General features: G+C 66.6%; 10 protein-coding genes. 3 read left to right on the top strand and 7 right to left on the bottom strand.

Features of this window, described 5'->3' with window-relative positions; genetic code table 11:
- The first annotated feature begins 145 nt into the window (after positions 1–145).
- From AC3WUF_RS15225 to AC3WUF_RS15215, 3 genes are all read left to right on the top strand, one after another.
- Positions 146–1,813, top strand: coding sequence for a sulfatase-like hydrolase/transferase (locus tag AC3WUF_RS15225; protein ID WP_492427052.1), 1,668 nt, complete (start codon positions 146–148; stop codon positions 1,811–1,813).
- 108 nt (positions 1,814–1,921) lie between these two features.
- Positions 1,922–2,353, top strand: coding sequence for a lysozyme inhibitor LprI family protein (locus tag AC3WUF_RS15220; RefSeq protein ID WP_492427050.1), 432 nt, complete (start codon positions 1,922–1,924; stop codon positions 2,351–2,353).
- A 78-nt stretch (positions 2,354–2,431) separates the two neighbouring features.
- Positions 2,432–3,019 carry a uracil-DNA glycosylase family protein gene (locus tag AC3WUF_RS15215; protein ID WP_492427048.1) on the top strand — a complete coding sequence of 196 codons (588 nt, stop codon included), beginning with the start codon at positions 2,432–2,434 and terminating at the stop codon, positions 3,017–3,019.
- 23 nt (positions 3,020–3,042) lie between these two features.
- Here AC3WUF_RS15215 and AC3WUF_RS15210 read toward each other — a convergent pair whose 3' ends face one another.
- From AC3WUF_RS15210 to AC3WUF_RS15180, 7 genes are all read right to left on the bottom strand, one after another.
- The gene (locus AC3WUF_RS15210; RefSeq protein WP_492427046.1) at positions 3,043–3,879 is read right to left on the bottom strand and encodes a hypothetical protein; all 837 of its coding nucleotides are present in this window, start codon (positions 3,877–3,879) and stop codon (positions 3,043–3,045) included.
- Between the two features lie 141 nt (positions 3,880–4,020).
- On the bottom strand, positions 4,021–4,977 hold the full coding sequence (locus tag AC3WUF_RS15205) for a response regulator (RefSeq protein ID WP_492427044.1): 957 nt from the start codon (positions 4,975–4,977) through the stop codon (positions 4,021–4,023).
- A 16-nt stretch (positions 4,978–4,993) separates the two neighbouring features.
- Complete coding sequence (locus tag AC3WUF_RS15200) at positions 4,994–6,295, bottom strand: ATP-binding protein (RefSeq protein WP_492427042.1); 1,302 nt, start codon at positions 6,293–6,295, stop codon at positions 4,994–4,996.
- Between the two features lie 80 nt (positions 6,296–6,375).
- Complete coding sequence (gene rlmKL, locus AC3WUF_RS15195; protein ID WP_492427040.1) at positions 6,376–8,586, bottom strand: bifunctional 23S rRNA (guanine(2069)-N(7))-methyltransferase RlmK/23S rRNA (guanine(2445)-N(2))-methyltransferase RlmL; 2,211 nt, start codon at positions 8,584–8,586, stop codon at positions 6,376–6,378.
- A gap of 36 nt (positions 8,587–8,622) precedes the next feature.
- On the bottom strand, positions 8,623–9,639 hold the full coding sequence (locus AC3WUF_RS15190; protein WP_492427038.1) for a Csu type fimbrial protein: 1,017 nt from the start codon (positions 9,637–9,639) through the stop codon (positions 8,623–8,625).
- Entirely contained in the window at positions 9,636–12,071 is a 2,436-nt protein-coding gene (locus AC3WUF_RS15185) for a fimbria/pilus outer membrane usher protein (RefSeq protein WP_492427036.1), read from the bottom strand. Before AC3WUF_RS15185 ends, AC3WUF_RS15190 begins: the two co-directional genes overlap by 4 nt.
- Complete coding sequence (locus AC3WUF_RS15180; protein ID WP_492427034.1) at positions 12,028–12,765, bottom strand: fimbrial biogenesis chaperone; 738 nt, start codon at positions 12,763–12,765, stop codon at positions 12,028–12,030. The genes AC3WUF_RS15185 and AC3WUF_RS15180 overlap by 44 nt, the downstream gene beginning before the upstream one ends.
- Between the last annotated feature and the right edge of the window lie 41 nt (positions 12,766–12,806).

The following is a 12,806-nucleotide window of genomic DNA, read 5'->3' as shown; positions in this document are numbered from 1 at the left end:
GCGCGCGTCTGGCGCTGCCCGGCGGTGCTCGGAATCCTCATGTATTCGCACATACACTGCGGTTCCTGCGCTCCGGCGGTCAGCGCCAGACGCGCGCTCACAACGCTTATTCGACACTTCTCTGTGCATTGATGGAGATGTACTGATGGCCTGGGGCAAACGAGTCGTCGTCACGCTGGGTGTCGTCGCGGTACTCGGCGCGGTGGCTTACGCCAATCGGCAGACGCTGTTGCTGCACAGTCTCGGCGTCATCACCGACCTGCGCCATCCGCGCGAGCCGAACCGGCCGGTGCCCTGGCAGCAGGGGCCGGCGCAGGCCGAGGCAAGCGAAGCCGGCAGCCAGCGGCCGCCGAACATCATCGTGATTCTTGCCGACGACCTCGGCATCAACGACGTGACGACCTACGGCGCGGGCTGGTCGCAGATGGGTGTGCCGACGCCGAACATCGACTCGATCGCGCGCGACGGCGTGCGCTTCGACAACGGCTACGCCGGCAATGCAGTGTGCTCGCCGTCGCGCGCGCAGCTGCTGACCGGCCGTTACGCAACGCGCTTCGGTTTCGAGTTCACGCCGACACCGGGGCCGATGGCGCGCGTCGTCGCCGCGATTTCCAACGGCAAGGATCGTCTGCGTCCGGTCGTCACGCATATCGAGCGCGCGAGCGAGGTGGCGGACTTCAACGAACTCGGCATGCCGCCTTCCGAGCAGACGACGGCCGAACTGCTCAAGGCACGCGGCTATCACACGATCCATCTCGGCAAGTGGCATCTTGGCAGCACGCCTGAGATGCGCCCGGCCAACCAGGGTTTCGACGAAAGCCTGTTCATGGAAAGCGGCCTGTACCTGCCCGAGGACGATCCACGTTCGGTGAATTCCAAGCAGGACTTCGATCCGATCGATCGCTTCCTGTGGCCGAACATGCGTTTCGCGGTCAGCTACAACGCCGGCCCCTGGTTCGAGCCGCGCACCTATCTGACCGACTACCTGACCGAAGAGGCGAGCGCGGCGATCCGCGCCAACCGCAACCGGCCGTTCTTCATGTACCTCGCGCATTGGGCGGTGCATACGCCGCTGCAGTCGTTCAAGGACGACTACGACGCCTTGTCGCAGATCCCCGATCATCGCCAGCGCGTCTACGCGGCGATGGTCCGCTCGCTCGATCGCAGCGTCGGCAAGATTCTCGAAACGCTGCGCGAGGAAGGCCTGGACGACAACACGCTGGTGGTCTTCACCAGCGACAACGGCGCACCGAATTATCTGGGCATTCCGCAGGTCAATGAACCTTACCGGGGTTGGAAGCTGACGCTGTTCGAAGGCGGCATCCGCGTGCCGTATGTCGCCAAATGGCCGGGCGTGATTCCCGCCGGCAGCCATTACGGCGAGCGCGTCTCGAACATCGATCTATTGCCGACCCTGCTCGCCGCCGCCGGCACTGCGGCGCCGCGCGACGTGACGATCGACGGCGTCGACCTGCTGCCGTATCTGCGCGGCACTGCAACGCAAGCGCCGCGCCCGCTGTTCTGGCGCGACGGCAGCTATCAGGCGGTGATCGTCGAGAACTGGAAGCTGCAGGTCTCCGAGCGGCCGAAGCGCGACTGGCTGTTCAATCTGGCCGAGGATCCGACCGAACAGCACGATCTTGCCGCCGCGAATCCGGACAAGGTCACCGCGCTCAAAGGCCTGCTGGCGGAGCACAATGCGCAGATGGTGGCACCCGCCTGGCCGTCGCTGATCGAAGCACCGATCATGGTCGACAAGACGCTGGACCAGCCCGAAGCGGCGGACGACGAGTACGTCTACTGGCAGAACTGAGGCGCCGAGTCCGGACGGTCGTGAAGCAGCGGCTGGAGCCTTGCGCGGGTGCTGGTTGCCCTCGTGGGCGCCCATTGATGTCCAACTGGCCTTAGACGGAGAGTGCGAATGATCGCCCGTGCATTGTTGGTCGGAGCGCTTCTTGCCCTGGCCGCGAGTCGTGGCATTGCAGAGGAGCCCTGCGACACGGCCAGCAAAGACCCAATCGATGCTTGGCTCGACTCGGCCATGGCTGAGGATTATTCGACGGCGGGGATGCGCGACGCCACGAATAGAGCGCGCGAAATGTGGGATCAGGAGATGAATGCCAGCTATGGTCGACTGATGAAGAAGCTGTCGGCCGATCAGCAGGCGGCACTTCGCACGGCGCAGCGAAACTGGCTTGCGTTTCGTGATTCGGAAGGGGTGGTGATCTCCAAGGTAGTCGCCGAACAACAGGGAACGATGTTTCAGCTCGTGGCCACCGGCAAGTGGCTGGAGCTGACCAAATCCAGGACACTTGAGCTGCGCGCCTATGAAGCCGCTGCCGGTGGATCGTAGTTCTTCGTCTTCACTCAGGCAGACGCCGCTTCGCGGCGCGGCTTGGTTCCGGCGCTAGGCTGCATTCGAGGTTCACGCATGACGTCTGTGGCATCGCTGCTCAGCGAAGTGCGCCGCTGCACGCTCTGTTCGGAGCACCTGCAGCTCGGCCCGCGACCGGTCCTGCAGTTGCATCCGCAGGCCCGCATTCTGGTCGCAGGGCAGGCGCCGGGCCGGAAGGTCCATGAATCCGGCGTGCCTTTCGCAGACGCCAGCGGCGATCGTCTACGCGAGTGGCTGGGTCTAACGCCCGAAGTCTTCTACGACCCGAAACGGGTGACCATCCTGCCGATGGGTTTCTGCTTTCCGGGTACCGGCAAGGCCGGTGATCGTCCGCCACGTCCGGAATGCGCGCCGGCGTGGCGCGAGAAGCTTCTGCATCATCTGAAAAGCTTGAGGCTCACGCTCGTCATCGGCCAGTACGCGCAGGCCTACCATTTGCCCAAGGCAGGGGCGTCTGTGACGAATACGGTCCACGCTTGGCGTGACCACTGGCCGGGCGTCGTCCCACTGCCGCATCCGAGCCCGCGCAACAACCTCTGGCTGCGCCGGAACCCGTGGTTCGAGAGAGAGTTGATCCCGCTGCTGCGAGCGCGAGTCTCGGAAGTGCTGACCGACGAAGACTAGCGATACGCGGCGGCTCAGCGAACTCAGCGGTTCAGCACGGTCGTCCAGTCGCGCGAATTGCCCGACTGCAGCACTTCGCTGCGGTTGGCGGCGAGATAGATGCCGCCCCAGTAGCCGTACTTGTAGCCGTTGTTGTCGAACTGGTCGGGGCTGCGATCGAACAGCGCGACGCACTGCTGCAGCGTCTGGTTGTTGACCACTTCCCAACGCGAACCCAGGCGCATGTTGCAGCTGTGCAGCGTTTCGTTGCCCGGCGCCTGGCTGACGATGGCGGCCGACGCCGATTCACTGCGCAGCGGCACGCCCTGGGTCTGGTTGCGCGGCGTGTAGGTGGCCGGCGCCGGCATCTCGGCGGTGACCGGCCGCGGTGCCATGGCTTCTTCCTCGGCGGCGACGGCCTTCTCGTCGTCGGCGGTCGTGAAGAAATCGCTGATGCGGCTGAAGATGCCGCCGGACTTGACCGGCGCCGGCGGTTCGGCCGGGGCTGCCGCGACCTGCTCGGCCGGGGCCTTCGCAGCCTGCTGGGTGCGGCTATCCGGGGTGATGGAAGCCTTCTCGCCGACCACCTGCCAGGACGCGCCGCTGTCCATGGAACTGTAGAAGTAACGGACGTCGGCCGACAGCAGCGTCGTGCCCCAGAGGCCGAACTTGAAGCCTTGGGCGTCGTAGACGGTGGTGGCCGCATCGATCTGCAGCAGGCAGCCGCTCATGGACGTGGCCTTGGCCGGCTGCCACTGGCTGTCGATATACGTCTGGCAGCCGGGCTCGGCCTCGGCGGCAAGGGCGGCGGGCGCGGCAAGCGCCAGCAGCAGACTCAGGGCCAGACCGGAAGTGGAACGGTAGGCGGGGCCAGCACGCATGTGGAGACTCGGGAATCAGTGGAGATTGCCCATGATAGCGAATCGGTAACTTAGCGCCGAGTCCCATTCGCGGACCGCAGACCGATCCCGGCCAATCCCGGCTTGGTCCTGGCCAAATCCTGCCGGCCTGAAATGTAGATTTCAGGATGCCGCGGCGCGCACCCGCATCCGCGACAGGAAGCCCATGACGCGCCCGGCGACCGAGATTTCCTCGGGCTCGCGCAGCTGTTCGACCTTGTGGGCGGCGCGCAGGCTGGGGGCCGCGGCAAGGACGCGGTGGTGGCGCAGAGCGCTGGCCAGGCTCATCGAGAACGCGCCCTTGCGGACCGGCTTGGGCAGCAGCCGGTAGACCTGGCCCTGGTTGATCAGGCCGATGAAGACGCTGACGTCCTCGAACGGGGTCAGCACGATGGCGACCACCTCGGGGCGTTCGGCCTTGAGCATCTTCAGCAGCGCCGTGACGCTTTCGTTGCCGACGACCAGTTCCGAGACGACCACGCCGACGTCATGCTGGCCGAGCATTTCCAGCGCCCGGTTCAGCGAGTTGGCCCACAGCACCGGCTGCGAATTGCCGACCACTTCGCGGACCGTGTTGTAGATCTCCTCGTCGTCGTCGATGACCAGCACGACTTCGGCCTGCAGTGCCTGGGCCGGCGGTGCGACGAAGCTGCCGGTCTCGGTCAGCAGCGGCACCGGCGGCGCATAGGCGCCGGCATCGAACAGCGCGCGCGAGATGTCGGACGCCTGCTTGACCGTGTCGCGCAGCTCCTGCGCGTCCCAGGGTTTCTGGATGAAGCGGAAGATCTCGCCTTCGTTGACCGAGGCGATCACCGCATCGAGTTCCGAATAGCCGGTCAACAGGATGCGCATCGTGTTCGGCGAACGCGCGCGCACTTCGCGCAGCAGATCGGCGCCGCGCATCTGCGGCATGCGCTGGTCGCTGACGACGACGTGGATGCGGTGCTTGTCGATGATCGGCAGCGCTTCGCGCGGATCGGTGACGTGGTGCAGCTCGTAATGACCGCGGAACAGCATCGCCAGCGAACGCAGGATGCGCTCTTCGTCGTCGACCAGCAGCAGGGAAGGTTTGGCGCTCATGGCGAGGTCAGGGCGTTCATGCGGCGAGGGCATCGGCGCCGCGCAGCGGCAGGCTGATGACGAACTTGGTGCCGCGCCCCGGTTCGGAGACCACGCGGATCGCGCCGCCGTGGGCCTGGATGATCTGGAAGGAAATCGACAGGCCCAGGCCGGTGCCATGGCCGACCGGCTTGGTCGTGAAGAACGGATCGAAGATCTTGTCGATCTGCTCCTGCGGGATGCCCTTGCCGTTGTCCTGGATATGGATGCGCACCCAGGTGCCGTCGAACTCGGTCTTCAGCAACAGCTTGCCCTGGTCGTGTTCGATGGCCTGCGCGGCGTTGGTCATCATGTTGAGCAATACCTGGTTGATCTGCGAAGGCGAGCAGCGCAGCTTCGGCACGTCGCCGTAGCGCTTGATGATCTCGACCTTGCTCTTCAACACGTTGTTGGCGATGGTCAGCGTCTGGTCGAGGCAGTCGTTGACGCTGACGTCGACGGTCTTGGCCTGATCCAGGCGCGAGAAGTTGCGCAGGTTGACGACCAGATCCTTGATCGTGTCGACGCCGAACAGCGTGTCGCCGAATAAGGCCTGCGCGTCCTCGATGACGGCGACATCGCCGATCGCGTCCATGCTCTGCGCGCAGGCGCTCATCGCCGCGCTGAGCTGCGCTTCGTCGGTGCCGTCGTCGGTCATCATCTTCAGCAGATGCTGATGCGTCTGCAGCGCCGCGGCGGTCAGGTCGAAAACGCCCTGGACCATCTCGACGTTGTTGCGCACATAGCCCAGCGGCGTGTTGATCTCATGGGCGACGCCGGCGACCATCTGGCCCAGCGACGCCATTTTCTCGGACTGCACCAGCTGCGCCTGCGAGGCCTGCAGCTGGCTGTAGGCGCTCTGCAGCTGCTGGGTGTGGCCGGCCACGCGCTGTTCCAGCGCGGACAGCAGATCGAGCACGATGCCCATGCCGGCATAGCGTCCGCCGTCGACGACCACGAAGTCTTCGGTGATCGGTGAGCCAAGCTTGGCGGTGACATAGGCGGCGGCCTGTTCGAGCGGCATGCGCTGCTCGACGATCAGCGCGGTGCGGTTCATCACCGTCGTGATCGACTTGTTGCCATACAGTTCGCGCCCGTAGCGGGTCAGGAAGATGCCGTTGAGCGTGTGGCGGCTGATCGTGCCGACCGGGACGCCGTCGTCGCCCACCACCGGCAGGCACAGCATTCGCGCATTGGCGCTGGACAGGAACAGGTCGGCCGCCTGGTCGATGGTCGTCGACGGCGGCAAGGGGGCAAGGCTGAGGCGCAGTCGCGCCACATCATCCGTGACAGTCTGCACGGCAGGCTCTTCAGATCGAGGCAGGCCCGAATCCTAGAGCGCCGATATTACGGCCAGATTTCCGTTTGGTGACTGCCGGGTCAGGCCGGATGACGGATGCGCCAGCACTTGTGCGGCGGCGGTGGCCGCTTGAAATCCTCGCCGAGGGTCTGTGCGGTGATGTCCTCGATCTGCGCGACATCGGCCAGCTCGGCATCGAGCTTGAAGCCGCGCCGGTTGGTCGAAAAATACAGCGTGCCTTTCGGCGCCAGCAGCGCCATGCAGTGGCGGATCAGTTCGCCATGGTCGCGCTGGATATCGAGCGTGCCTTCCATCTTCTTCGAGTTCGAGAAGGTCGGCGGATCGAGAAAGATCAGGTCGAACTGCAGCGCGTCGTCGAGTTGCGCATTGGCCGCCAGCCATTCGCGGCAGTCGGCGCGCACCAGCGCATGCGTTGCGATATCGGCATCCGCTGCCGGTGCGCGCTCATAGACGTACGAGCGGATGTCGTTCTCGTTGAGATTGCGCTGTGCCCATTCAAGGTAAGTGTTCGACAGGTCGATTGACAGCGTGCTCGCCGCGCCGCCGACCGCCGCATGCACGGTCGCCGCGCCGGTGTAGCAGAACAGGTTGAGGAAGTGCTTGCCGGCCGCCTCGCGCTGGATGCGCTGGCGGATCGGCCGGTGATCGAGGAACAGGCCGGTATCGAGGTAGTCGTCGTAGTTCACGCGCAGCCGCGCGCCGTGCTCGGCGACGACATGGAAGGTGCCGGTCTCGGCCTGGCGGCTGTACTGCGTGTCGCCCTTCTGTGCGCGGCGCAGCTTGTAATGGATGTTTGCCGCCGGCAGCTCGAGTACCGCCTGCAACTGCGCCAGGCCTTCGCGCAGGCGCTGCTCCGCCTTGGCCGGTTCGATGGTCTTCGGCGGCGCGTACTCCTGCACATGCGCATGCAGCTCGGGCGAGGCATACAGATCGACCGCCAACGCGTAGTCCGGCAGGTCGGCGTCGTAGACGCGGTAGTTGCCGACCTCGGAGCGCCGTGCCCATTTGGCGAGGTGCTTGTAGTTCTTGCGCAGGCGGTTGGCAAAGTCTTCGCCGCCGCGCGGCGCCGGCGGTGCGCTGGAGGCTCCAGTCGCGGACCCAGGCTCGCTGCGCGTGTCGCGGCGGATGTCGAAGCCGAGCAGCACGCAGGGAATCGCGCCGTTGTAGAACGTGTGCTTGGTGTCGGCGCTGAGACCGAGGCGATGGCCGAGGTCGACGCGCGAGGTGAAAATCGCCGCGCGCCAGCCGCCGAAGTGTTGCTTGATGCGCACGCCGAGCAGCGAATAGAGCTTGATCAGGTCCGCTTCGGCGCCGATGCGCTCGCCATACGGCGGGTTGCTGATCAGCAGGCCGGTCGGTGCGCCCGCGGCGTCGGCGTCGAGCACATCGCCTTGGCTGAAGACCAGCGATTTGCCGAGCCCGGCGCGTTCGCTGTTGCTGCGTGCGGCCTCAAGCGCGCGCGGATCGAGGTCGCTGCCGCGAATCGCCGGCAGCGACGCCTTGCCGGCTTCGCGGCGGGCCAGCGCTTCCTCGCGCACGCGCGCCCAGACCGCCGGTTTGTGGTCGAGCCAGGCCTCGAAGCCCCAGCGCTGGCGCAGGATGCCGGGGGCGACGTCGGTGGCCATCCAGGCCGCTTCGATCGCCAGCGTGCCGGAGCCGCACATCGGATCGAGCAGCGGCGCGCCCTGCGCGGCCAGTGCCGGCCAGCCGGCGCGGACCAGCAGTGCCGCCGCGAGGTTTTCCTTCAACGGGGCTTCGACGCCCATGCGGCGATAGCCGCGGCGGTGCAGGCTGTCGCCGGCGAGGTCGAGGCTCAGCGTGGCGTTCTCGCGATCCAGATGCAGATGGATGCGGATGCCCGGGTTGTCGGTATCGACATTCGGCCGGTCCTGTTCGCGCGCGCGGAACTGGTCGACGATCGCGTCCTTGATCTTGAGGCCGGCGTAGTGCGTGTGCGTGATCGTCTGCGAGCGGCCGGCGACTTCGATCGCGAAGGTCGTTGTCGCGGCAAAGACATCCGGCCATTCGATGCTGCTGGCGCCGTCGTACAGCGCATCGGTATCGGCGGCGGGAAAACGCTGCAGCGGCAGCAGCACGCGGCTTGCCAGACGCGACCACAGGCAGGCGCGGTAGGCCTGTTCCAGCGTCGCCTGCGCCGAGACGCCGCCCGGACGCTCCTTGGTGTCCACCAGGCCGAGTGCGATCAGCTCCTGCGCCAGCAGGGGTTCGACGCCGCGCGGGCAGGTGACAAACAGGGGAAGGTCGGACATTCGCCATTATCGCCCACGCCTGCGGCGGCTGACGAATCAGTAGGTGATCGTCACGGTCACCGTGTCGCTGTAGCTGCCCGCGGGTGCGCTGGTCTGCGCGGGCACGCGGCCGTACATCGTCGTCGACTGCGGCGAGCCGGATCCGGTCTGGCTGACGGTGTCGCTGTTGACGGAATTTCCCCAGCGCAAGGTGCGCCCGTTGTTGCGGTACAGCTCGTAGCTGACGAAATTGCCGGCCGGGCTACGCATGCGCCGGACATTGCCGACGGCGTTCTGGCCGTTGTTCAGGCCGATCTGGTACGGCGTCGTGTTGGTGCATTGGGGCGATACGGTGGCCGTCGTGACGATCGCCGATTTCAGCAGGCCATGCGTGCCGAAATCGACATCCTCGACCGAGAAGACCGGATTGCAGCGACTGTCGACCGAGGCCGAGGCGGTGAACGGGAACGTGCCGTTGCCGCTCTGGCTGCCGCCGGAGGAGCAACTGGTCGGGAAGCTCGTCAGGTTGAGCAGCCCCTCGTTGCCGCGGAAGATCCATTCGGTGTGGATGCCGGTGTAGGGATTGCTGTAGCTGGCGGGAGAGAGTGTGGTCTGTCCGAGCGGGACTCGGCCGTAGACCGTCACCGTGCTGCCGCCCGACGAGCTGCCGAGCAGCGCGCTGTATTCGAGATCGACCTGCACCGCGCCGTAGCTGTCCGCGCGGGTGCCCCAGATCTGCGTACGCGCGGGATCTTTGTAGAGCTGGAACCACATCGGCCCGACGCCGCCGGTCATGCGGCGCGGATCCAGGCTGCCGCCGCCGTTGACGCCACTGCCGATGCTGAAGCACATGCGCAGCCGCGCGCCGCGCAGGCCGACGCCGAGCAGGCCGCTGGTCGAGCAGTTGTAGGTGATCGTCGCGGTGATGTCGACGTTGCCGACGAAGGGATCGACCGTACCGAAGCTGACGTTGCTCATGCTGGCGTTGCAGCTGGTCGACGCCTGACCGCGGCCGGGCATGAGCAGCGCGAACAGTGCCAGAGCGGCGACGCAGAGGCGCAGATGAATGCTCATGGCTGGCACCTCAATGGACCGATGACGGGGATGCCCGCGGTCTTGGGCGGGTAGTCGAACTTCACGACGCATTCGTCCTGCCCGGCCGGCTCGATCATGAGGCGATTGCGGGTGCCGAGATTCTCAAGATAGCTCTGGCCGTCGAAGCCGACCATGCCGAGCGGTTGTCCGTCGCGGATGACGGCGCTGCCGACGCCGATCGGCTGATCGTGCATGTCATGCAGGATCAGCAGCGCGGCGCGCGATTCACGCAGGCCGAACTCGACGCGGACGCCCGCTCGATCCGCCGGGACCACGGTGACCACCTCGTGCGCCGCCTGGATCTGCGGCGGCAGATTGAGCGGGTCGATGGACACCCGGTTCGGCTGGTAGGCGTTGAGACCGGTCAGTAGATAGTGACCGCCCGCATCGGTCTTGCCGATCGGGCGGTTCTCGAACAGCACCGGCACATCGGCGATGCCGTTGGTGGTGATCAGCGCGAAACCCTGATCGACCTGGCGCGACGGGAACAACGCCGAATCCATCATGACGATGCCGCCGCTCGCCGCGGCAAAGCCGTTGTAGCGATCGTCGATGGCCTGCACGCCGGCGCTCCAGTTGCCGTAGTCGCCGCGGCCGCCGACGTCGGCCTGCAGCGTGTCGATGTCTTGCGCATGCCGCGCGCGCAGCTGCCAGCCGCTGCCGCCGTCGGCGGGGATGGGCGAAGCGACGTAGGCGTCGTAGGCCCGGGAGCCGCTGTTGTCGCTGTAGCCGCCGCCGGCATTCAGACGTGGGCTGAAACTGGCGGACAGGCCGACGAAGACGCTGAGGTCGTGATCGCCGTCGAGATCGCGCGAAACGCTGAGGAACAGCGACAGCGAGCGCATCAGCAAGGTGCTGGCATTGAGGCCGACGCTGCGGAAGCGTTCGTCGTCCGGACTGTCGAGCCTGACGTAGCTGACGGAGGCGTTCGCGTAGCGGCCCAGCGCGGTGCCGAGCAGCGCCTGCTCGCTGCGCAGGCTCGGCGCGCGGCCTTCGGCCGAGGCCAGGTCGCGAAAGCCGTCGTCGGCGCGCTGCAGGCTGTAGTCCGCGGTGTAGCCGTTCGCGGTGTAGTTGTAGCCGACCGCGAACTGGCCGCCGCTGCCGCTGTACGGATCGGCGTCCATGCCTTGCGCCTGAGCGCTGCTGCGGCTGTGCGCGTAGGCAGCGCGCGCGCTGCCGAAGCTGCCGAGGCGGACGACGTTGCCCAGCCCGCCCATCCACACATTGCCGTCGCCTTCGCCATGCGCTTCCAGCGTCAGCCAGTCGCTCAGGCCATGGGCGATCGAAGCATTGGCCGCGACGCGCTCGCGGTAGTCGAACGAATCGATGCCGTAATCGCGGCGCACCGCGCCGAGCCCGAGCGCGTAGTCGCTGTAGCCTTCGCGCAGCAGACGGTTGGCGTTGTAGAACGAGAAGTCGATCGTCTGCGCCCGGCCCAGTGCATCGGTCAGTACGACCTGCGCGAGTCCGGCGCCGCTGACGCTCGGCGGCGTGCTCAGCTGGAAGGGGCCGGGCGGTGTCGTGCCTTCGTACTGCCGCACGCCGTTGACGTACAGCTCGATGCGCGAAGGCAGCGCCGCTTCGCCGAAGAACTGCGGCACCGGATAGGTGAGCAGCCCCGGCTGGAGCGCAAAGTCGCGACGCAGCTGGATGCCGCCCATCCGTGTCGGCCGGGTCCACGGCAGGCTGCCGCTGATGTGATCGCCGACGATCAGCCTGAGCAGTTCGTCCTGCATCGAGTAGGTCCAGGCCGTGTCCAGCCTGACGTAAGGCTCGGAATCCTGATTCTCCGCGAGGCGCGTCAGTCCGCTGGATTCGATCACGCCATGCGCGCCGAACACGCGCAGCGCGGTGCCGGCGGACAGGGCCTGCTGTTCGCCGGCGCTGGCGTAGAGGTCGTAGTTCAGCAGCGCGCCGCGACTGACGCTGGCCTGCCAGATCTTGCCTTCGTCGTAGCCGTAGCGCTGCGCGCGCACGTTGAGGCGCGCCGGACCGGCGTCGAAATACAGGCGCTGGTTCGGCGCGTCGTAGCGGTAGCTCACGTCGGTCAGACCGTCCAGCGCGACGTAACGGCCGATCTGTCCGGCGTCCACCTTCAATCCGCAGTCGCGAAGATTCTCGGCCCACGCGAGCATGCGGCCATCCGGCGTGACGCTGACCTGCAGCACGCGGCGGGTATGCACGCTGTTGAGATAGATCTCGAGGTAGAGATCTTCGACGCTGTTGGCGATGCCTGGCCCCTGCAGCAGCGCGATGTTCGCCGCCGGCCCGAGCTGGCGGAGATCGAGGGCGCCGTCTTGCGGCCTGCCGTCCAGCGCGAGCGCGCCGTGGGCGAGCAAGGCAAGGATCAGGCCGGACGCGACAAGGCTAGGGAGCGCCGGGCTCCAGCGGTTGGCGACGGATCTGGCCATCGATGCGAGCTTCGATCTCCCTGGCGTTCCTCAGGCTGGCAGACGACGCGGTCTTCAGCAACCAGCCGCGCTGCGTGCCGCCGAGAACATAGCCGACCAGGCCCGCCTGTTCGTAGAGCGTGCCGCCGCTCGCATCGAGGATGCGCAGATCGGCAAGCTGGACGTGCGTTGCGGAGGGATTGTCGCCGCGCAGCTGCAACGTGCCGTCGGCGGCCGGGTGCAGCGACCAGCGCGCTTCGCCCGGCGCATCGTTCGCCGCCGCGACGAACACCGGCACCGAGAAGCGCACGACGAAATCGAGACCGGAAACCGGTACTCCGGCCGGCGCTGCCGGCGGCGGCAGTTCGTCGATCAGCAGGCGGTAGCTGCGTTCCGCGGCGCCGGGTGCGGCGTCGGTGCGGATGACGCGGACGAACTGTTGCTGTCCCGGTGCGAGGGTTGCCATCGGCGGACTGACGACCAGCGATTTGCTCGGCGTCAGCACGTCCTCGTCGGCAGTCTGCGTCCACTCGAAGACACGCAGCTGGGCGTTGATCGGCCGATCGCCGCTGTTATGCAGGCGCAGACCTTCCGCCGTCTGGCCCGCCTTGAACTCCAGCGTCGTCGGCGAAACGCTGAACCCGCCTGCGCTGGCCGCGAAAGGCAGCGCGCACAGCGAGGCGATCAGCAAGCCCGCCGCGCGGATCCGTTTCATGTGTCTGGCCATGGGGCAGGTCATCCCGGCGATCGATGAAG

Source organism: Fontimonas sp. FW305-C-3 (genome assembly GCF_058783185.1).
The sequence above is the reverse complement of the archived record's forward strand: the minus strand, read 5'-3'. Positions and strand labels throughout refer to the sequence as shown.

Bases quoted from the DNA above. Each gene is read 5' to 3' on its own strand.
- AC3WUF_RS15205 (WP_492427044.1), bottom strand. From the start codon at position 4,977: ATGAGCGCCAAACCTTCCCTGCTGCTGGTCGACGACGAAGAGCGCATC.
- AC3WUF_RS15180 (WP_492427034.1), bottom strand. From the start codon at position 12,765: ATGAAACGGATCCGCGCGGCGGGCTTGCTGATCGCCTCGCTGTGCGCG.
- AC3WUF_RS15210 (WP_492427046.1), bottom strand. From the start codon at position 3,879: ATGCGTGCTGGCCCCGCCTACCGTTCCACTTCCGGTCTGGCCCTGAGT.
- AC3WUF_RS15190 (WP_492427038.1), bottom strand. From the start codon at position 9,639: ATGAGCATTCATCTGCGCCTCTGCGTCGCCGCTCTGGCACTGTTCGCG.
- AC3WUF_RS15225 (WP_492427052.1), top strand. From the start codon at position 146: ATGGCCTGGGGCAAACGAGTCGTCGTCACGCTGGGTGTCGTCGCGGTA.
- AC3WUF_RS15220 (WP_492427050.1), top strand. From the start codon at position 1,922: ATGATCGCCCGTGCATTGTTGGTCGGAGCGCTTCTTGCCCTGGCCGCG.
- AC3WUF_RS15215 (WP_492427048.1), top strand. From the start codon at position 2,432: ATGACGTCTGTGGCATCGCTGCTCAGCGAAGTGCGCCGCTGCACGCTC.
- rlmKL (WP_492427040.1), bottom strand. From the start codon at position 8,586: ATGTCCGACCTTCCCCTGTTTGTCACCTGCCCGCGCGGCGTCGAACCC.
- AC3WUF_RS15185 (WP_492427036.1), bottom strand. From the start codon at position 12,071: ATGGCCAGATCCGTCGCCAACCGCTGGAGCCCGGCGCTCCCTAGCCTT.